Source organism: Chryseomicrobium aureum, from assembly GCF_043182735.1.
Classification (GTDB): domain Bacteria; phylum Bacillota; class Bacilli; order Bacillales_A; family Planococcaceae; genus Chryseomicrobium; species Chryseomicrobium aureum.
The window spans coordinates 271976-291057 of sequence record NZ_CP171117.1 but is presented as its reverse complement, the minus strand read 5'-3'; the positions used below and the strand labels follow the sequence as shown (position 1 = coordinate 291057).

The window sequence follows — 19082 nt, the reverse complement described above, 5'->3', positions numbered from 1 at the left end:
TGAACACTAATTGAAAAAGAGGTGAGGATGATGCGCGTTTGGCTGCTACTACTATCGATTTTGATTCTAGGTGCCTGTTCTCCATTTGAGCAAAAGTCGACATACGATGAAACGAAAAAGATGGTAATTGATGTGCAGCAAACAGAGGATGGCAAAAAAGCGCTTCGGGATACACTTGGTGATCCGACATTCCAGGAGATGCTGGTTCTTGAACAAGATGTCGTGAAAAAATCTGTTGAAACTACTCTTCTAAGCGAGGATGGCAAAGCTTTTTGGGAACATTCGATGCAAGACCCGAAATTTATGGACTCGATGGCAAAGAGGATGACGGCTCAGCAGAAAGAACTGGAGAAACTGTTGAAGTCGAGCAGTTTGCGAGAAGAGATGAAAAAAGTTGTAGAAGAAACGATTCAAAATCCTGTTTGGACAGCGTATTGGCCAGATCTTGTGATGAAAGCGGCGGAAGCTGGAAAAGGTACCGGTGGATCTGAAGGCGGTCCTTCTGGTGGAGGAGATGGTGCAGGTGGCTCGTCAGGCGATGGTGGCGCTGGTGGTGGGGGCCAGTAACAAGAAAAGGCAGTATTCTCGAATGATGAGAATGCTGCCTTTTGATTATGCGCGTTCGATAACTTGTTGTGCGATTTCGTTGTAAAGTTTGCCCGTTGGATGTGACTCTTCATAAACAGACGGTGCAAAGTCTTCGTTGTTCCAGTCAGGTTGCCCAAGTGGAATTTGACCAAGCAATTCTGTGCGAAGTTCTTCCGCAAGTTTCGGTCCTCCACCTTTTCCGAACACCATCTCACGTTCACCCGTTGACTTCGATTCATACCATGCCATATTTTCGATGACGCCGATAACTTCGTGGTCGGTTTGTAGAGCCATTGCCCCAGCTCGTGCTGCTACGAAAGCGGCTGTTGGGTGTGGTGTTGTGACGACGATTTCTTTTGAAGCCGGAAGCATCTGATGAATATCTAAAGCGACATCACCTGTTCCGGGTGGTAAATCTAATAGAAGGAAGTCAAGTTCTCCCCACTCTACATCTTTGAAGAATTGATCAAGAACTTTTCCAAGCATCGGTCCGCGCCAAACGACTGGTGCATTGTTCTCTACGAAGAAGCCCATAGAAATGACTTTGACACCTTTACGTTCCACTGGAATGATTCGGTCTTCTTTAATTTGTGGGTTCTCACGAATACCCATCATGTCTGGTACGCTGAATCCGTAGATATCTGCGTCGACAAGGCCTACTTTTTTTCCTAGGCGTGCAAGTGCAACTGCTAAGTTTACGGAAACAGTTGATTTCCCTACGCCACCTTTACCAGATGCGATTGAAATGATCTTCACGCTTGTTGCAGGAGATGTGAGGCTTTCTGCTGCTGCGCCAAGTTGGCCACGGAATTGCTCAAGTGCTTCTTGTGGAAGTTCTTCGAAACGGATTCCGACTGTAGCCACACCCGCACTCTTTAGTGTATCGACAACTTTTGTTTGAAGTTGCATTTGTTCTGCTGTATTTGTTTTTGCGATTGCGACTTTGACGCTTACGTAATTCTTTTCTTCTTTGATTTTAACGGACAGAATTCCGTTTGTTTCTTCAAGTGTTTTATGTAGAAACGGATCTTCGAGTTTTCCAAGAAGAGCCCGTACCTCTTGTTCGGTTAGCATGCTCAAAACCCCTTTTTTTCCTAGTCGTCTATTAGTATAGCATACCCTTGTGGAGTAGGGCTTGCTTGTGCTTGCGACTGGTAAAATTGTTCGAGGCCAGTGACAATGCCGTGTGCTATTTTTTGCTGATATTCTGATGTTTGCAAGAGTGCGCGTTCTTCTTCATTGCTGATAAACCCTGTTTCAACTAGTACAGAGGGTGCATTAGCTTTCTTGAGTAGATAAATTTGACGAATTCCCATCGCTTCCCGCTCTGTATTTTGCAAGGTTTCGCGAAGAGTCGCTTGAATGGCTTTTGCGAGGGGCTCCCCGTTCACTTCCCCTTCTTCATGGAAGAATACTTGTGCCCCGACTCCTTTTTGATGCAGTGTATGCGGGGAGGGTTTTGGGTATGACGTGGGATAACAGAATCGGGGAGGTTCGGGGATTGTGTCGGGATTTTCACCAATTGTGTCCGAGAGATTCGAGGTCTAACGGCTGAGATTCGCCGTCTAAATCCGCCTATTCACCACTTCCTCATATTATGGAAACTCATCTCACCCCTCAATTTTCTTTCTATAAACTCTTGCATTAGTATTTCCTTCAGCAGCATAACCAGCTTGTAATAATACTTTGCGTATAGCATCCGCCCCTATCTCTGGTAGCTGCTTACGAATTTCAGAAATACTTAAAACCGGCCCATGAATTGCAAATTGACTGAGAATATTTAGCGCAATCAGTTCATGCGCTTTCACATTGCAGACTTTGCATACCCAGGTTCTAACGAATCTTTTTAGAGCAGAATGACATGTTGGACAGAATAATCCCTCAAGTAGTTCAGCTCGCTCAATCTTATACCTTTTAGAGAATGGTACTTCTTGAAAAAATTGAGTTTTAGTTATTATTTTTTGTTGTAACTTTTGGACTTCATTATCAGGTAGAACTAGTGGAAGTTGCTCGAGCTGTTGAACGAATAGAGGTAACCTCTTAAGTGTCATAAAAGTGTGAGGAGGTTGGGATGAAAAATCAAATGTAGCAGAAGCGTTTGCCCAAACAAGAGCAGTATAAATCGGTAATTGTAAATCTGGAAAGAGTGTAGAGAAGCCATTTAAATTTCGATCTAGCTGAGTGAATGGACAATCAAAAGCTTGCGGAGGTGTTTCTGGTAATGTACGAATTAGTTGAGCAGGTACTGAATTGAACTTAATATGCCCTGCAATATTTTTCACTTCAATTAAAAGAATGTATCTTCGCGTGATGATCACTAAGTCGATCTGAATCACTCGTCTCACATGAACCTGTGCTATAAAATTACGAAGAATAATCGGGGGCTCTTTAAAACTCACTTCTTCCAAATAACGAAAAACTTTAGATTCGCCTCTCTCACCCGTTTTAATATTTTTTAGTTGAGATTCTATATAACTTTTTTGAGGGTGATAGTGCGGGAGTTGAGCGTAGAAGATTTCAAGAGCAGAGATGAACGAGGTAGTGTGGTGAATGTAAATAGCAATCACTCCTTTTCATGTAGAATATCATCTTATGAAATAGGTGTACATTCATTTCTTCCTTTAATTGGTTTAAGAAACTGAGACTATGTCTGATGGTTCGGTTATTGTGTCGGGAGTTTCACCAATTGTGTCCGAGATGTTCGAGGTCTAAGGGGCGAGATTCGCCGTCTAAATCTTTCTGTTCACCACTTCTTCATATTATGGAAACTAATCCAGCGAACCCCCCAAAATGTTTAAGCCCTTTCTAGCAAGCCCTTAGCTACTCAAAGCCCTTTCTAGTAAGCCCTTATCTACTCAAAGCCCTTTCTAACAAAACAAAAAACCCACCCTCGCGATAAGCGAAGATGGGTTTGAATCGGCTCCAACAATTAACGTTTTGAGAACTGAGGTGCACGACGAGCGCCTTTAAGACCTGGCTTTTTACGCTCTTTCATACGTGGGTCACGTGTTAAGAATCCAGCAGATTTTAATTTACCGCGGAAGTCTGGGTCTACAGTTAGTAGAGCACGTGCGATACCGTGGCGGATAGCACCAGCTTGACCAGTGAATCCTCCACCGTTTACGTTTACGTGTACATCGTAGCTACCTAGAGTTTCAGTAGTTACTAGTGGTTGTTTGATGATTTGCTCAAGCGTTTCGTATGGAACGTAGTCCGCTACTTCACGTTTGTTGATGATGATTTTTCCTTCGCCTGGTACTAAACGTACGCGAGCGACTGAGCTTTTACGACGGCCTGTGCCGATATATTGAACTTGTGCCAAGGGTATGTCCTCCTCTTAATGATTATCCGCGAAGCTCGTATGCTTCTGGTGTTTGTGCTGCATGTGGGTGTTCTGCTCCAGCGTAAACGTGAAGCTTACGGAACATTTGACGACCTAAAGAGTTTTTAGGAAGCATGCCTTTGATTGCTAGTTCTAACATTTGAGTTGGGTACTTCGTACGCATCTCAAGTGCAGTACGTTGCTTAAGACCACCAGTGAATTGTGTGTGGCGGTAGTAAATTTTGTCTTGCAATTTGTTACCAGTTAATTCGATTTTGTCAGCGTTGATGATGATCACGTTGTCACCAGTGTCAACGTTTGGTGTGAATGTTGGTTTGTTTTTCCCACGTAAGATTGAAGCTACTTCTGAAGCTAGACGACCAAGAGTTTGGCCTTCCGCGTCAACAACTAACCACTTACGCTCTACTTCGTGACCTTTAGCCATGAATGTTGTACGCATGTATATTGTCCTCCTAATAACGATCTTATTCGTTCTTGAATTTTCTATTTAACCTAACAATTAAGTTTCGGGGCTTATTTGTGGGGTTTTGAAAATACCATACATCATCGTATAACAGATACGACATTCTGTCAAGCGATTTTCAAAAAACACCTGGAAAAGTTGCTACAGCTCTTCGTAACCTACTTTTTCTAAATATAAGCCCTCTGGCGGCGCGGTTTTTCCGGCCTTGCCTCTGTCTTTTGCAGCGATGATTCCTGCCAAGTCTTCTGGCTGCTTCTTACCGATTCCGATTTCCCACAAAGTGCCCGCTAAAATCCGGACCATATTGTATAAAAAGCCGTTGCCGGTAATAACAAGATGCAATTGATTGCCATGGGACTCCAGACGCACATCATAAATCTTCCGTACGAAATCTTGAATGCTTGTGTTCGCTGCACTAAAGCTTCGGAAATCATGTTCTCCTAGTAGAGCCTGGGCCGCCTGTTGCATGCGTGAGACGTCCGGCTGCTTTCCAGGAACGTGAGAGAGCATATGACGCTCGAATGGCATAGGGATGGCCTCTAACGTCCACTTGTAGCGATAGGTCTTCCAACAGACATCGTAGCGAGCATGAAAATCGTCCGCGACCTGCTCGACCGCAAGTACACGGATATCTGCAGGGAGTTGAGCATTTAAGCCTTTCACCCACCCTGGAGGCGGAATTGTGAGAGGACTGTCAAAATGGATGACCTGACCGGTTGCGTGAACGCCTGTGTCCGTTCGTCCACTCGCCGTGATACGTGTAAATGTTCCTTGATGCATCTTGGTCAGCACTTTCTCTACTTCTTCTTGCACGGTCCGTCCATTCGGTTGAACTTGATAGCCAGAGAAGCTGCTGCCATCGTAACTAATTGTTGCACGTAATCGCATGTGGCTCCTCCTAACTACGCAAGAAGACAAGAGCGACCGCTAGACCTAGCAACACAATAATTGCTCCTGTGTCGCGCATCTTCCAGTCAAGCTGGCGGAACCGTGTTCGGCCTTCCCCGCCCTTGTAACCGCGTACTTCCATCGCAGTCGCCAAGTCTTCTGCTCGTTTAAACGCACTGACAAACAACGGAATCAGTAAGGGAACGACGGCCTTTAAACGTTCTTTGAAAGGTCCGGTCGTCATATCCGATCCACGTGCCATTTGCGCTTTCATGATCTTGTCCGTCTCATCCATCAATGTCGGAATAAAGCGTAATGAAATCGACATCATCAATGCCAGCTCATGGACAGGCATTTTGATTTTCTTCAATGGGTTCAATAACAGTTCTAATGCATCCGTGATCGAAATCGGCGTTGTCGTCAGCGTCAAGATCGTTGTCATCACGACGAGGACAAAGAAACGGATGGCGATGAAAATCCCTTGGATAACTCCACCTGTGTAGATTTCTGTAAACCCAAGGTCAAGTAGCACCGTTCCTTCTTTTGTGAAGAATGTATGCAATAAGAACGTGAAAATGAGCAGGAAGAGGACCGGCTTGAGCCCCATCACAATGAAGTAAAAACGGATGCCTGAAAGACGCACAATGAATAGCGTAAATAGAATCAACAAACCATACGTGATCCAGCTATTGGCTAAAAATACGATGGCGATGAACAGGAACACAAAAATCAACTTTGCACGTGCATCAATGCGATGCACAATCGAGTCGCCAGGGATGTAGCGACCAAAAATCATTTTTTCTAACATCAGCGCGTTCCCTCACTTTCTTGCTCAAAATGCGAGGCAATCGCTTCAGCCAGGGTCTCTTCTGTCAAATAAAGCACCGGAAATGCCTGACCTGTAATCGTTTCAAATTCACGTTGGAGTTTTACAGACTGAGGAAGCTCCAAGCGGAAGTCGCGCAACAACTCGTCTTGCGCAAACACCTCTTGCGGCGTCCCCTCCACTACGCATCGCCCACTGTGCATGATGGCCACACGGTCCGCGTAGCGCGCAGCATCTTCCATACTGTGTGTCACGAGAATCGTCGTCAAGTTCTTCTCTTCGTGTAGACGGGCGAACAGGTTCATGATTTCTTTCCGACCGCGTGGATCAAGTCCAGCTGTCGGTTCATCGAGTACAAGGACGTCTGGATCCATCGCAAGAACGCCAGCAATCGCTACTCGGCGCATCTGGCCACCGGATAGATCAAACGGCGACTTCTGTAATGTTCCTTCTGGCAAACCCAGTAGCCCAACTAATTCGTGGGCACGTCGACGCGCTTCTTCTTCTGGCACGCCAAAGTTCATCGGACCAAACATGATGTCTTTTTCTACTGTCTCTTCGAACAATTGATGCTCTGGAAACTGGAATACAATGCCGACACGACTGCGCACAGACTTTAATTCTTTCGGTTTGACCCCTGCCTCGATCACTTTCTCACCAATCGTCACAGTTCCGGCAGTCGGTTTTAAAATGGCATTCAAATGCTGTAAGACAGTCGACTTCCCGGAGCCTGTGTGACCAATGATGGCTTGGTAACTGCCCGTTGGAATGGTAAGATCCACCTCATGAAGTGCACGTTTTTCAAAAGGTGTCCCCGCCGCATAGGCATAGCTTACTTGTCGGAGTGTAATGTCCATAATGCTTCCACCAATTCTTTCTCTGACATGATTGTAGCTGGCACATCGACTCCGCGTGCACGAAGAAGATTCGCAACGTTTGCTGCAAATGGTAAATCAAGGCCCAGCTTCGTAATTTGTTCCCGATTCGCAAATACTTCTTCAGGACGACCTTCAAGGAACTTTTCGCCGCCGTTCATGACAATGACCCGGTCCGCAAGCATCGCTTCTTCTAGGTCATGTGTAATCGATAATACGGTCACTTCAGACGACTCACGCAGCATTTGAAGTGTTTGAATCACTTCTCGGCGCCCTTGTGGATCGAGCATCGACGTCGCTTCGTCTAAAATGAGTAATTTAGGTCGCATGGCAATAGCCCCGGCGATGGCCACTCGTTGCTTCTGTCCACCTGATAAGTGATGGGGCTCTTGATTTAAAAAGTCCGCCATCTGCACTTGTTGCAAAGCAGAGTGCACACGCTCCACCATATCTTCATAGACAATGCCGTTATTTTCTAATGCGAAGGCTACGTCATCTTGAACAGTAGCTCCGACAAATTGGTTATCCGGGTTCTGGAACACCATTCCAAGTTGCGAACGGCTCTCCCATAACGTGTCCTCATTCAAAGGCTGGCCAAATAACTCGACGACCCCTTCACTCGGAAACAATAATCCGTTGATCAATTTTGCCATTGTTGATTTACCCGACCCGTTATGGCCGACAATCGCAATCCATTCTCCTTGCTCAACCGAATAGGAGACGTGGGAAACAGCTGGTTTCACGACTTCATCTGAAGGATACGTATATGATACGTCTTGAAGTTTTACAACGGTTGTCATGTCCTATTCCTCCTCTACTCAACTAATCTCGACTTTTTGTAATAAGTCCGAAGCAATGCACCGGGAATGCATTCCTTCCGAACTACTACCATTATTTTTAGGTAATAAAAAAGCGCGCACCTCATCAGTGCGCTCTTCAGGGTTTAACAGGCCGCTTGCTCAAGGCAGTCTGCTCGATGAGGTGCGTAGAGCTAGACGAGACGCCGCCCCGGAGGACCCGCTCATCGTAACGCTCAGCCTTTTTAATTGTCGTATAAATCTTTTGAAAAAGAGAGAGTCTGGGTGAACCCTAAACCCTCTCTCATTGTCTTACACTAATTCGATCACTACTACTGGTGCGCCGTCTCCACGACGTGGACCAACTTTCATGATACGTGTGTAACCACCTTGACGATCTGCGTAGCGTGCTGCTACATCATCAAATAGTTTAGATAAAGCGTATACTGATGTTTCATTGCCTTCTTCATCTGTTTTCACAGCTGTTTCGTTGCGAATGTAAGCAGCAGCTTGACGGCGAGCATGAAGATCGCCACGCTTTCCTAATGTGATCATTTTTTCAACTACAGAACGTAATTCCTTCGCACGTGCTTCAGTTGTCTGAATACGCTCGTTGATGATTAGGTCCGTAGTTAAGTCACGTAACATCGCTTTACGCTGAGAACTTGTACGTCCAAGTTTGCGGTAACCCATGGATGTTTCCCTCCTTTAGTTCAATAATTATCTAGCTGAATCAAATTTAGCGCTTAGTCTTCTTTACGTAATCCTAAGCCAAGCTCATCTAACTTCGCTTTTACTTCTTCAAGTGACTTACGTCCAAGGTTACGTACTTTCATCATGTCGTCTTCTGACTTGTTCGCAAGTTCTAGAACCGTGTTGATTCCAGCGCGCTTCAAGCAGTTGTAAGAACGTACAGAAAGATCAAGCTCTTCAATTGTCATTTCCAAGACTTTTTCTTTTTGATCTTCTTCTTTTTCGACCATGATTTCAGCAGTTTTTGCCTCATCTGTCATGCCAACAAAGATGTTCAAGTGCTCCGTTAAGATTTTAGCTCCAAGCGAAATCGCCTCTTTTGGACCGGTGCTGCCATCTGTCCACACATCAAGCGATAACTTATCGTAGTTCGTCGATTGACCAACACGAGTATTTTCTACTTGAAAATTAACGCGTGAAACTGGAGTGTAAATAGAGTCGATCGGGATTACGCCGATAGGAAGATCCTCACGTTTGTTTTGATCAGCAGGAGTATAGCCACGGCCTCGGTTTGCATAAAGACGCATACGAAGGTGTCCGTTTTTGCCGATTGTTGCGATATAGAGTTCAGGGTTCAAAATTTCAACATCACTGTCATGCGTAATATCCGCAGCAGTTACTGACCCTTCACCTTTGACATCAATTTCGATGACTTTTTCTTCATCGGAATAGATTTTAAGTGCAAGTTTTTTCACGTTCATAATGATAGATGCAACATCTTCTACAACGCCCTCAATAGTTGAGAACTCGTGAAGTACACCATCAATTTGAATAGAAGTCACTGCAGCTCCTGGTAAAGAAGACAGAAGAATGCGGCGTAGTGAATTCCCCAAAGTATTTCCATACCCACGTTCTAGCGGCTCAACAACAAATTTGCCATATTTCGCATCTTCGCTGATTTCTATCGTTTCAATCTTTGGTTTTTCGATTTCCAGCATACTACTTTACCCTCCCTCAAAACATCGAATGTATAGGACTTGCCATCATGAATTCGATCGTTGCTGATTTTCATCAGTCCAATAAATGATGCAGTTTCACCTATTACACGCGACGGCGTTTTGGTGGACGGCAACCGTTATGTGGAACTGGAGTTACGTCTTTAATAGCAGTTACGTCTAGACCAGCAGCTTGAAGTGCACGAATTGCAGCTTCACGACCAGCACCAGGACCTTTTACTGTTACTTCTAACGTTTTCAAACCGTGTTCCATAGAACCCTTTGCAGCTGTTTCAGCAGCCATTTGTGCAGCGAATGGAGTAGATTTACGTGAACCACGGAATCCTAGTGCTCCAGCGCTTGACCATGAAAGGGCATTTCCTTGCATGTCAGTAATCGTAACGATTGTATTGTTAAATGTAGAACGGATGTGAGCAATACCAGACTCGATATTCTTTTTCACACGACGTTTACGAGTTTGTTGTTTACGTGCCATGTTGAGAAGAAACCTCCTTTACCGATTATTTTTTCTTGTTCGCTACAGTTTTACGAGGACCTTTACGCGTACGCGCATTGTTCTTCGTATTTTGTCCACGAACTGGTAGACCACGACGGTGACGGATACCACGGAATGAACCGATTTCCATTAGACGTTTGATGTTTAGAGAGATTTCACGACGAAGATCTCCTTCTACTTTAAACGCACCGACTGATTCACGAATTTTGTTTAGCTCATCTTCAGTTAGATCGCGTACACGAGTATCTTGAGATACGCCAGCAGCTTCTAAAACTTTCTGAGCTGTGTTTTTACCAATACCATAAATGTATGTTAATGAAATTACAACGCGCTTATCGCGAGGAATATCAACACCAGCAATACGTGCCATGAGTGCACCTCCTTCAAATTAACCTTGTCTTTGTTTGTGTTTAGGGTTTTCACAGATTACCATTACTTTACCGCGTCGGCGAATAATCTTACATTTTTCGCAGATCGGTTTTACAGATGGTCTCACTTTCATCTAACCTAACCTCCTTAATAGTCCGGAGTGCAAAAGATTATTTAAAACGGTACGTAATACGACCGCGAGTTAAATCATAAGGAGATAGTTCAATTGTGACTTTGTCTCCAGGAAGAATTCGAATAAAGTGCATCCGGATCTTTCCAGAAACGTGTGCCAAAATTGTGTGGCCATTTTCAAGTTCTACCTTGAACATAGCATTTGGCAAAGTCTCAACTACTGTTCCTTCGACTTCAATTACATCATCTTTCGCCATCAACCCAGTCTCCCTTCTTATACAAATCAAGCCGAAGCCCCATTCGATGTTGTCGTTGCTTCATACAGGTACGATCGTCTGCTGAGAGCATATGTCTGGAAAGCATGAGAGATGATCGAAAGACACTCGTAAGGCTTCGCATAAAGCAATCGATGCTTCCACGAAACCCATTATACCCCTTCCGATGGGCAGTTGTACACTTTCCCACCATCCGTTCGTATACCGGGCGCAATATGCTTTTGCAGCTCTCGAAAAAAACAATTTCTTGTTGCATACCACCCGGGCGTCCGAAGACTAGAACCGGGGTTACTTGCGGTGGTTTGTTAATAGAGCATCGATATCAGCAAACACCTTTGTAATATGCTGCTGACCATCAATATTTGTCAACACGCCTTTGTCGCTATAAAAATCGAGCAATGGCTGTGTTTGCTTCATATTTACTTCCAGACGGTTGGTGACCGTTTCTGGATTATCATCCGCACGTTGATACAATTCGCCACCATCTTTATCACATTTGCCTTCCTCTTGTGGAGGATTAAAGACTAAGTGATAAGCAGTGCCACACTCTTTACAAATGCGACGACCAGTTAAACGTTTAATCAACTCTTCTTGCTCCACTTGAATGTTGATGACATGTTCCACTGATTTGTTCAAATCAGCAAGTGTCGCATCCAAAGCTTCTGCTTGAGGAACTGTGCGTGGGAAACCATCTAACAAGAATCCTTTTTCACAATCCGGTTGGCTTAAGCGTTCACGAACGATACCAATCGTTACTTCATCAGGTACCAAAGCACCTTGATCCATAAACGATTTTGCTTCAAGACCTAATGCCGTTTGGTTTTTAATAGCCGCACGGAACATATCGCCTGTAGAAATATGAGGGATTTCGTACTTCTCAACAATTTTATCTGCTTGCGTACCTTTACCGGCACCTGGCAAACCCATTAAAACGATATTCATACGTTTTTTCCTCCCTCTCATCAATAGGTCGAAAGAGGAACACATTGTCCCCATTTCAACCTCTTACTTCATAAACCCTTTATAGTGACGCTTCACAAGTTGTGACTCTAGCTGTTTCATTGTCTCTAGTGCAACCCCTACAACGATGATCAAGCTTGTTCCACCGATTTGCGCTGCTTGTGGCAGACCTGCAAATTCAATGAATAACAAAGGCATGATTGAAATCACTGCTAAGAAAATTGCCCCAACAAATGTTAAGCGGTAAAGCACACTTGTTAAATAATCTTGCGTTTGGCTTCCTGGACGAATCCCCGGAATGTACGCTCCTTGCTTTTTCAAGTTGTCTGCCACGTTCTCTGGATTCACCTGAATGAATGCATAGAAGTATGTGAAGGCAACAATCAAACCAACGAACAATACCATACCGATCGGCTGTGTGTAATCAAGTACACGTGTCATCGTTTCAGTGAACGAGTTCGTTCCGAAGAACAGTGTAAGTGATTGCGGCGCCATTAAGAAAGCAGATGCGAAGATTACCGGGATAACTCCCGCCGCGTTAACTTTTAATGGTAAGTGTGTTTGCTGACCGCCAGTGGATGACGAGCCGGCTACACGTTTTGCATATTGAATTGGAATCTTACGAAGTGCTTGTTGGATGTAGATAACACCAACAGTTACAGCGATGATTGCCAATAAAATTAATGCGAGAATTGCAAGATTGATGAATAAGGCATCGCCCGCTCCTTCAATTTGCGTAGCGTAGATTTGGTTTACTGCTGTTGGGATGGCAGCTACGATACCCGCGAAGATGATAATAGAAATTCCATTACCCACTCCATGAGCTGTAATTTGCTCACCTAACCATAGCAAGAATGCTGTTCCAGCAGTCAATACGATTGCGATAACAACATATGTCATTACGCCGTCGTCTTGAATCAATTGGCCACTATACATTTGGTTGAACCCGTATGACATAGCGATTGCTTGAATAAACGCAAGTACGATTGTGAAATAACGAGTGAATTGTGCAAGTTTCCGTCTCCCGACTTCTCCTTGTTTTGCCCACTCTGTAAATTTCGGGACAACATCCATCTGTAGCAATTGCACAATGATAGATGCGGTGATGTATGGCATAATTCCCATCGCTAGGATAGAGAAGTTTACCAACGCGCCCCCACCGAAAATGTTTAGGAATCCAATAATCCCTAACTCATCAGAAGCACGCAGCACGTCTGCATCAACGTTTGGTACTGGTACGAACGTTCCCAAACGGAAGATGACGAGCATTGCTAACGTGAAAAGAATTTTATTTCGAATATCTCGCACACGCATAAAGTTAGAGATTGTTTGAAACATTAAATCACCTCGACAGATCCGCCTGCGTTCTCGATTGCTTCTTTAGCGGAAGCAGAGAACTTGTGAGCTTGAACAGAAAGCTTTTTATCAAGAGTTCCGTTACCAAGGATCTTGATTCCAGATCTTTCTTTGCTCACTACACCTGTTTCAATAAGAAGAGCAGGTGTAACTTCTGTGCCCTCTTCGAAACGGTTAAGCGCATCTAGGTTGACTACAGCATATTCTTTACGGTTAATGTTTGTAAATCCACGTTTTGGTAAACGACGGAACAATGGGTTTTGTCCACCCTCGAATCCTGGGCGTACTCCACCGCCAGAACGAGCGTTTTGCCCTTTGTGACCTTTACCTGATGTCTTACCGTTACCAGAACCTGTACCACGACCTACGCGGTTGCGTTCTTTACGTGAACCTTCAGCTGGTTTTAACTCATGTAGTTTCAACTGGTGGCACCTCCTTAATTGTAAAATCAGAGAATTACTTCTCGTTAACTGTGACTAGGTGAGCTACTTTCGTGATCATTCCACGAATTGCAGCATTGTCTTGATGTTCAACTGTTTGGTGCATCTTACGAAGACCAAGTGCCTCAGCAACTTTACGTTGGTTAGGCTTTGAACCAATCAAACTTTTAGTTAGGGTGATTTCTAATTTGTTTGTCATTGTCAATTCCCCCCTTATCCTAATAGTTCTTCCACTGATTTACCACGAAGCTTAGCAACATCTTCAGCACGCTTCAGTTGTGTTAAACCTTCAACAGTAGCGCGAACCATGTTGATTGGTGTGTTAGAACCTAGTGATTTAGAAAGAATGTCAGTGATACCAGCTAGCTCAAGTACAGCACGAACCGGTCCACCAGCGATAACTCCTGTACCAGGTGCAGCAGGTTTGATTAGGATCGAACCAGCGCCAAAGTGGCCAAGCACTTGGTGAGGTGTAGTTCCATCTACCATTGGTACTTCGATTAAGTTTTTCTTCGCGTCTTCAACAGCCTTGCGGATTGCGTCTGGCACTTCTTGTGCTTTACCAGTACCGAATCCAACATGTCCGTTTTTGTCACCAACAACGACTAATGCTGTAAAGCGGAAACGACGTCCACCTTTTACAACTTTAGCAACACGGTTGATTGTTACTACGCGTTCTTCGAATTCAAATTTGTTTGGGTCAATAGCACGCATGATGTATTTCCCTCCTTCTTCTTAAAATTCTAAGCCATTTTCACGTGCAGCATCAGCTAATGCTTTCACGCGTCCATGATATAAGTAACCTCCACGGTCAAATACAACAGAAGTAACGTTCTTTTCTACTGCGCGTTTAGCGATTGCTTCGCCAACTTTCGCTGCAGCTTCTACATTACCTGTAGCACCGTCAAAGTCTTTTTCCATTGTTGAAGCGCTAGCTAGTGTTACACCAGAAGCATCATCAATCAATTGTGCATAAATGTGTTGATTAGAACGGTATACGTTTAAGCGTGGACGCTCAGCAGTTCCCGTGATTTTTGTACGAACACGTGCATGACGTTTCTTACGAACTTGATTCTTATCTTGTTTCGTAATCACAGTGGTCACTCCTTTCTAATGCTTACGAGCATTATTTACCTGTTTTACCTTCTTTACGACGAACGGCTTCGCCTTCATAACGAATTCCTTTACCTTTATACGGCTCTGGAGGACGTACTTGACGGATGTTAGAAGCTAATGCTCCAACGCGTTCTTTGTTGATCCCTTTAACGATTACCTTCGTGTTAGAAGGAACTTCGATTTCAAGACCATCTTCAGGTGTGAATTCAACTGGGTGAGAGTAACCTACGTTAAGTACAAGTTTCTTACCTTGTAATTGTGCACGGTAACCTACCCCAACTAATTCAAGACTGCGTGTAAATCCTTCAGAAACACCAGTGACCATGTTAGCTAGTAACGCACGTGTTGTTCCGTGGACTGTACGATGTTCTTTCGACTCAGACGGACGCACTACTGAAAGTGTGTTGCCTTCTTGTTCGATTTTCATATCTTGGTTGAACGTACGAGTTAACTCACCTTTAGGACCTTTTACAGTGACAGTGTTGTCATCTGCAATTGTCAGGGTAACGTTAGCTGGTACTTCAATAACTTTTTTACCTACGCGAGACATGCTGTTGCACCTCCATTCATTTGTTACGGATTACCAAACGTAAGCGACGACTTCTCCGCCAACTTGTTTAGCACGAGCTTCTTTATCAGTTACAAGACCTTGTGAAGTTGAAATTAATGCGATCCCAAGACCGTTAAGTACTTTAGGAACATCGCTAGTTTTCGCGTAAACGCGAAGACCTGGTTTAGAAATACGTTTTAAGCCAGTGATAACACGTTCGTTATTTTGACCGTATTTCAAGAAGATACGGATGATACCTTGTTTGCTATCTTCTACATACTCTACATCACGGACGAAACCTTCACGCTTTAGGATTTCAGCGATTTCCTTCTTCAAGTTTGAAGCAGGCACTTCTAGTTTCTCGTGACGAACCATATTCGCATTACGAATGCGAGTCAGCATATCTGCAATTGGATCTGACATTGTCATTACATTTACCTCCTTCCCAGTTTAGGGGATTACCAGCTTGCTTTTTTAACGCCTGGAATTTGTCCTTTGTAAGCTAACTCACGGAAACAAATACGGCAAAGCTTGAATTTACGATATACAGAGTGCGGACGTCCACAACGCTCACAGCGTGTGTAGGCTTGCACTGGATGTTTTGGCGTACGTTTTTGTTTAGCGATCATTGATTTTTTAGCCACGATTTCGCCTCCCTATTATTTACTTTTGGAATGGCATACCGAATTGTGTCAATAACTCGCGAGCTTCTTCATCAGAGTTCGCAGTTGTTACAATTACGATGTCCATACCGCGGACTTTAGATACTTTATCATAATCGATTTCAGGGAAGATTAATTGCTCTTTAACACCTAGAGTGTAGTTACCGCGACCGTCGAATGCTTTTTTAGAAACACCGCGGAAGTCACGTACACGTGGAAGTGAGATTGAGATTAATTTATCCAAGAAGTCATACATACGCTCACCGCGTAATGTAACTTTCGCACCGATTGGCATACCTTCACGAAGACGGAAGCCGGCGATAGATTTTTTAGCTTTAGTGATAACTGGCTTTTGACCAGCGATTGTTTGCAACTCTTCAACAGCAGCATCAAGTGATTTAGTGTTTTGGACAGCGTCGCCCACACCCATGTTGATTACGATCTTGTCTACTTTTGGTACTTGCATAACAGATGTATATTCGAACTTGCTCATAAGAGCAGGAGTAACTTCGTTAACAAACTTTTCTTTTAGGCGGTTCATGTGTGTACCTCCCTTCTTCATTTTGCTTATTTAAGAATTTCACCAGATTTTTTGGCAACACGAACTTTTTTACCGTCTTCCACTTTGTACCCTACGCGAGTTGGTTCCCCTGTTTTAGGGTCAATCAACATAACATTCGATACGTGAATGGCAGCTTCTTGTTCTACAATTCCACCTTGTGGATTTGCTTGGTTTGGCTTAGTGTGCTTTTTGACGATGTTTACACCTTCAACTAGCACGCGGTCTTTCTTAGGAAACGCTGAAAGGATCACACCTGTTTTCCCTTTATCTTTCCCTGAGATTACCATGACTTTATCGCCTTTTTTTACATGCATTCTGTCGCACCTCCTTGATTGGCACTATCTCGTAATTAAAGAACTTCTGGAGCTAAAGATACGATTTTCATGAAATTGCTGTCACGTAGTTCACGTGCAACTGGTCCGAAAATACGAGTTCCACGAGGTCCTTTGTCGTCTTTGATGATGACACAAGCGTTCTCATCAAATTTGATGTACGTACCGTCTTTACGGCGAACTCCGCTTTTCGTGCGAACGATTACCGCTCTAACTACGTCACCCTTCTTAACAACGCCACCTGGTGTTGCTTTCTTAACTGTACATACGACGATATCGCCGATGTTAGCAGTCTTACGTCCAGTACCACCAAGAACTTTAATAGTTAAAACTTCACGTGCTCCTGAGTTGTCAGCAACTTTCATACGACTCTCTTGTTGGATCATTTAGGTTACCTCCTTCCGGAAATAAATAGTTCCGAATTATGATTAGATAATAACCGCTTTTTCTACAACTTCCAGTAAACGGAAACGTTTTGTAGCTGACAGCGGGCGAGTTTCCATGATGCGTACGATATCTCCTACTTGAGCTTCGTTCATTTCATCATGTGCTTTAAATTTCTTAGAATATTTTACACGCTTGCCGTATAGTTTGTGTGTCTTGTAAGTTTCAACTAAAACAGTTACAGTTTTGTCCATTTTGTCTGAAACAACACGGCCTGTATATACTTTGCGTTGGTTACGCTCAGTCATGCTTGAAAACCTCCTTTATCAGTTGTTTGCACTGATTTCTCTTTCGCGAATCACAGTTTTCATACGTGCAATCGCTTTGCGGACTTCACGAATGCGAGCTGTGTTTTCTAATTGACCAGTCGCCAATTGGAAGCGAAGGTTGAAAAGCTCTTCTTTCAGTGATTTTACCTTTTGTTCGATCTCAGCTGTAGTAAGTTCACGGATGTCATTAGCTTTCATTAGATTCACCACCAATTTCTTGACGTTTAACTACTTTACATTTTACAGGCAACTTGTGAGATGCAAGACGAAGTGCTTCGCGTGCTACCTCTTCAGATACTCCTGCAATTTCAAACATGATTTTTCCTGGCTTAACGACAGCAACCCAGCCTTCAGGTGCTCCCTTACCAGAACCCATACGTACCTCAAGAGGCTTTTTCGTATATGGTTTGTGCGGGAAAATTTTAATCCAAACTTTACCGCCACGTTTCATGTAACGTGTCATTGCAATACGTGCAGACTCAATCTGACGGCTTGTGATCCAGCTTGCTTCAGTTGACTGAAGGCCAAATTCACCAAATGTTACTTCTGTACCGCCTTTTGCTTGTCCGCGCATTTTTCCACGGTGTTGACGACGGTATTTAACGCGTTTAGGCATTAACATATTAGTTGCCTCCTTCCTCAGAGTTCTTCTTAGTCGGAAGGACTTCTCCACGATAGATCCATACTTTAACGCCTAGCTTCCCGTAAGTTGTGTCAGCTTCAGCGTGTGCGTAGTCGATATCTGCACGAAGTGTATGAAGTGGAACAGTACCTTCGCTGTAATGTTCAGCACGTGCGATGTCAGCTCCACCAAGACGACCAGAAACTTGTGTTTTGATCCCTTTAGCGCCAGAACGCATTGTGCGTTGAATAGCTTGTTTTTGTGCACGACGGAAAGATACACGGCCTTCAAGTTGGCGTGCAATTCCTTCAGCTACTAATTTCGCATCCAGATCCGCGCGTTTGATTTCAACGATGTTGATGTGTACACGCTTGCCAGTTAAGTCGTTTAAAGATTTACGTACAGCTTCAACTTCTGTACCACCTTTACCGATTACCATACCTGGTTTCGCAGTGTGAATTGTAATGTTAACACGTTTTGCAGCACGCTCGATTTCTACTTTAGAAACTGACGCGTCTTTTAGACGTGTGTCGATGAATTGACGAATTTTTAAATCTTCGTGTAAGAGTGTAGCGTAATCCTTCTCTGCGAACCATTTTGATTCCCAGTCACGAATGATACCTACGCGTAACCCTATTGGATGTACTTTTTGACCCACGAATTATCCCTCCTTCTTCTCAGATACCACTAAAGTGATGTGGCTAGTACGTTTGTTAATCGCACTCGCACGACCTTGTGCACGTGGACGGAAACGTTTTAATGTTGGACCTTCATCAACGAAGACCTCAGATACTACTAAGCTGTTAATATCTAAATCATAGTTGTGCTCAGCGTTTGCGATAGCTGATTTCAATAGCTTTTCAACAACCGGTGAAGCAGAACGTGGTGTGTGGTTTAAAATTGCAACAGCTTCGCCAACTTGCTTGCCTCGGATCAAATCAACGACTAATCGTACTTTACGAGGAGCAATGCGCACTGTTCTAGCAATAGCTTTAGCTTGTGCCATGT

The 19082-nt window shown here is 43.9% G+C and carries 33 protein-coding genes; 1 reads left to right on the top strand and 32 read right to left on the bottom strand.

Annotated features, from left to right (window positions below; genetic code table 11):
* Positions 1 to 30 precede the first annotated feature (30 nt).
* Positions 31 to 567 carry a spore germination lipoprotein GerD gene (gene gerD / locus ACF3OH_RS01650; RefSeq protein ID WP_392455489.1) on the top strand — a complete coding sequence of 179 codons (537 nt, stop codon included), beginning with the start codon at positions 31 to 33 and terminating at the stop codon, positions 565 to 567.
* A 45-nt stretch (positions 568 to 612) separates the two neighbouring features.
* Here the strand turns inward: gerD and ACF3OH_RS01645 are convergent, their stop codons facing one another.
* The 32 genes from ACF3OH_RS01645 to rplV all read right to left on the bottom strand — a co-directional run bounded on the left by ACF3OH_RS01645 (position 613) and on the right by rplV (position 19080).
* On the bottom strand, positions 613 to 1662 hold the full coding sequence (locus ACF3OH_RS01645; protein WP_392455488.1) for an Mrp/NBP35 family ATP-binding protein: 1050 nt from the start codon (positions 1660 to 1662) through the stop codon (positions 613 to 615).
* A 20-nt stretch (positions 1663 to 1682) separates the two neighbouring features.
* Positions 1683 to 2030 carry an N-acetylmuramoyl-L-alanine amidase gene (locus ACF3OH_RS01640; protein WP_392456671.1) on the bottom strand — a complete coding sequence of 116 codons (348 nt, stop codon included), beginning with the start codon at positions 2028 to 2030 and terminating at the stop codon, positions 1683 to 1685.
* A 168-nt stretch (positions 2031 to 2198) separates the two neighbouring features.
* Positions 2199 to 3155 carry a nuclease-related domain-containing protein gene (locus ACF3OH_RS01635; RefSeq protein WP_392455486.1) on the bottom strand — a complete coding sequence of 319 codons (957 nt, stop codon included), beginning with the start codon at positions 3153 to 3155 and terminating at the stop codon, positions 2199 to 2201.
* Between the two features lie 362 nt (positions 3156 to 3517).
* On the bottom strand, positions 3518 to 3910 hold the full coding sequence (rpsI, locus tag ACF3OH_RS01630) for a 30S ribosomal protein S9 (protein WP_094942181.1): 393 nt from the start codon (positions 3908 to 3910) through the stop codon (positions 3518 to 3520).
* A 22-nt stretch (positions 3911 to 3932) separates the two neighbouring features.
* Complete coding sequence (gene rplM / locus ACF3OH_RS01625) at positions 3933 to 4370, bottom strand: 50S ribosomal protein L13 (protein ID WP_204591543.1); 438 nt, start codon at positions 4368 to 4370, stop codon at positions 3933 to 3935.
* A gap of 165 nt (positions 4371 to 4535) precedes the next feature.
* Entirely contained in the window at positions 4536 to 5282 is a 747-nt protein-coding gene (gene truA / locus ACF3OH_RS01620) for a tRNA pseudouridine(38-40) synthase TruA (protein WP_392455485.1), read from the bottom strand.
* Between the two features lie 10 nt (positions 5283 to 5292).
* Complete coding sequence (locus ACF3OH_RS01615) at positions 5293 to 6090, bottom strand: energy-coupling factor transporter transmembrane component T family protein (RefSeq protein ID WP_392455484.1); 798 nt, start codon at positions 6088 to 6090, stop codon at positions 5293 to 5295.
* A complete protein-coding gene (locus tag ACF3OH_RS01610; RefSeq protein ID WP_392455483.1) occupies positions 6090 to 6965 on the bottom strand; it encodes an energy-coupling factor ABC transporter ATP-binding protein in 876 nt (291 codons plus the stop codon). Before ACF3OH_RS01610 ends, ACF3OH_RS01615 begins: the two co-directional genes overlap by 1 nt.
* The gene (locus tag ACF3OH_RS01605) at positions 6941 to 7783 is read right to left on the bottom strand and encodes an energy-coupling factor ABC transporter ATP-binding protein (RefSeq protein WP_204591534.1); all 843 of its coding nucleotides are present in this window, start codon (positions 7781 to 7783) and stop codon (positions 6941 to 6943) included. The genes ACF3OH_RS01610 and ACF3OH_RS01605 overlap by 25 nt, the downstream gene beginning before the upstream one ends.
* Before the next feature lie 309 nt (positions 7784 to 8092).
* Complete coding sequence (gene rplQ / locus ACF3OH_RS01600; RefSeq protein WP_392455481.1) at positions 8093 to 8473, bottom strand: 50S ribosomal protein L17; 381 nt, start codon at positions 8471 to 8473, stop codon at positions 8093 to 8095.
* Between the two features lie 53 nt (positions 8474 to 8526).
* Entirely contained in the window at positions 8527 to 9471 is a 945-nt protein-coding gene (locus ACF3OH_RS01595; RefSeq protein ID WP_204591532.1) for a DNA-directed RNA polymerase subunit alpha, read from the bottom strand.
* 103 nt (positions 9472 to 9574) lie between these two features.
* Positions 9575 to 9964 (bottom strand): 30S ribosomal protein S11, encoded by a 390-nt coding sequence (gene rpsK, locus ACF3OH_RS01590; RefSeq protein WP_094942188.1) that lies wholly within the window; start codon positions 9962 to 9964, stop codon positions 9575 to 9577.
* Between the two features lie 25 nt (positions 9965 to 9989).
* Positions 9990 to 10355 (bottom strand): 30S ribosomal protein S13, encoded by a 366-nt coding sequence (rpsM, locus tag ACF3OH_RS01585; RefSeq protein WP_204591530.1) that lies wholly within the window; start codon positions 10353 to 10355, stop codon positions 9990 to 9992.
* An 18-nt stretch (positions 10356 to 10373) separates the two neighbouring features.
* Positions 10374 to 10487: a 50S ribosomal protein L36 gene (rpmJ, locus tag ACF3OH_RS01580; protein WP_204591528.1), complete on the bottom strand. Its 114-nt coding sequence runs from the start codon at positions 10485 to 10487 to the stop codon at positions 10374 to 10376.
* A gap of 37 nt (positions 10488 to 10524) precedes the next feature.
* Positions 10525 to 10743, bottom strand: a complete 219-nt coding sequence (gene infA / locus ACF3OH_RS01575) for a translation initiation factor IF-1 (protein ID WP_016429904.1) — start codon at positions 10741 to 10743, stop codon at positions 10525 to 10527.
* A 306-nt stretch (positions 10744 to 11049) separates the two neighbouring features.
* Positions 11050 to 11703 (bottom strand): adenylate kinase, encoded by a 654-nt coding sequence (locus tag ACF3OH_RS01570; RefSeq protein WP_204591526.1) that lies wholly within the window; start codon positions 11701 to 11703, stop codon positions 11050 to 11052.
* Between the two features lie 63 nt (positions 11704 to 11766).
* Positions 11767 to 13059 carry a preprotein translocase subunit SecY gene (gene secY / locus ACF3OH_RS01565; protein WP_204591524.1) on the bottom strand — a complete coding sequence of 431 codons (1293 nt, stop codon included), beginning with the start codon at positions 13057 to 13059 and terminating at the stop codon, positions 11767 to 11769.
* Positions 13059 to 13499: a 50S ribosomal protein L15 gene (gene rplO, locus ACF3OH_RS01560; RefSeq protein ID WP_100354151.1), complete on the bottom strand. Its 441-nt coding sequence runs from the start codon at positions 13497 to 13499 to the stop codon at positions 13059 to 13061. The genes secY and rplO overlap by 1 nt, the downstream gene beginning before the upstream one ends.
* Before the next feature lie 34 nt (positions 13500 to 13533).
* Positions 13534 to 13716 (bottom strand): 50S ribosomal protein L30, encoded by a 183-nt coding sequence (gene rpmD / locus ACF3OH_RS01555; protein WP_204591523.1) that lies wholly within the window; start codon positions 13714 to 13716, stop codon positions 13534 to 13536.
* A 14-nt stretch (positions 13717 to 13730) separates the two neighbouring features.
* Entirely contained in the window at positions 13731 to 14231 is a 501-nt protein-coding gene (gene rpsE, locus ACF3OH_RS01550; protein ID WP_204591521.1) for a 30S ribosomal protein S5, read from the bottom strand.
* A 21-nt stretch (positions 14232 to 14252) separates the two neighbouring features.
* Complete coding sequence (gene rplR / locus ACF3OH_RS01545; RefSeq protein ID WP_204591518.1) at positions 14253 to 14612, bottom strand: 50S ribosomal protein L18; 360 nt, start codon at positions 14610 to 14612, stop codon at positions 14253 to 14255.
* A gap of 31 nt (positions 14613 to 14643) precedes the next feature.
* Positions 14644 to 15183: a 50S ribosomal protein L6 gene (gene rplF / locus ACF3OH_RS01540; RefSeq protein WP_204591516.1), complete on the bottom strand. Its 540-nt coding sequence runs from the start codon at positions 15181 to 15183 to the stop codon at positions 14644 to 14646.
* A 30-nt stretch (positions 15184 to 15213) separates the two neighbouring features.
* Positions 15214 to 15612, bottom strand: coding sequence for a 30S ribosomal protein S8 (gene rpsH, locus ACF3OH_RS01535; RefSeq protein WP_204591514.1), 399 nt, complete (start codon positions 15610 to 15612; stop codon positions 15214 to 15216).
* Between the two features lie 29 nt (positions 15613 to 15641).
* Entirely contained in the window at positions 15642 to 15827 is a 186-nt protein-coding gene (locus ACF3OH_RS01530) for a type Z 30S ribosomal protein S14 (RefSeq protein ID WP_094942199.1), read from the bottom strand.
* 19 nt (positions 15828 to 15846) lie between these two features.
* Entirely contained in the window at positions 15847 to 16386 is a 540-nt protein-coding gene (gene rplE, locus ACF3OH_RS01525) for a 50S ribosomal protein L5 (protein WP_204591512.1), read from the bottom strand.
* Positions 16387 to 16412: 26 nt separating this feature from the next.
* Positions 16413 to 16721 (bottom strand): 50S ribosomal protein L24, encoded by a 309-nt coding sequence (gene rplX, locus ACF3OH_RS01520; protein ID WP_204591510.1) that lies wholly within the window; start codon positions 16719 to 16721, stop codon positions 16413 to 16415.
* A gap of 35 nt (positions 16722 to 16756) precedes the next feature.
* Entirely contained in the window at positions 16757 to 17125 is a 369-nt protein-coding gene (gene rplN, locus ACF3OH_RS01515; protein WP_204591508.1) for a 50S ribosomal protein L14, read from the bottom strand.
* A gap of 42 nt (positions 17126 to 17167) precedes the next feature.
* Positions 17168 to 17431, bottom strand: coding sequence for a 30S ribosomal protein S17 (rpsQ, locus tag ACF3OH_RS01510; RefSeq protein WP_204591506.1), 264 nt, complete (start codon positions 17429 to 17431; stop codon positions 17168 to 17170).
* A gap of 18 nt (positions 17432 to 17449) precedes the next feature.
* Complete coding sequence (rpmC, locus tag ACF3OH_RS01505; RefSeq protein ID WP_053591325.1) at positions 17450 to 17650, bottom strand: 50S ribosomal protein L29; 201 nt, start codon at positions 17648 to 17650, stop codon at positions 17450 to 17452.
* Positions 17640 to 18074 carry a 50S ribosomal protein L16 gene (gene rplP, locus ACF3OH_RS01500; protein WP_204591504.1) on the bottom strand — a complete coding sequence of 145 codons (435 nt, stop codon included), beginning with the start codon at positions 18072 to 18074 and terminating at the stop codon, positions 17640 to 17642. The genes rpmC and rplP overlap by 11 nt, the downstream gene beginning before the upstream one ends.
* 1 nt (position 18075) lies before the next feature.
* Positions 18076 to 18732: a 30S ribosomal protein S3 gene (rpsC, locus tag ACF3OH_RS01495; RefSeq protein ID WP_204591502.1), complete on the bottom strand. Its 657-nt coding sequence runs from the start codon at positions 18730 to 18732 to the stop codon at positions 18076 to 18078.
* A 3-nt stretch (positions 18733 to 18735) separates the two neighbouring features.
* Positions 18736 to 19080, bottom strand: coding sequence for a 50S ribosomal protein L22 (rplV, locus tag ACF3OH_RS01490; RefSeq protein ID WP_204591500.1), 345 nt, complete (start codon positions 19078 to 19080; stop codon positions 18736 to 18738).
* Positions 19081 to 19082: the final 2 nt, after the last annotated feature.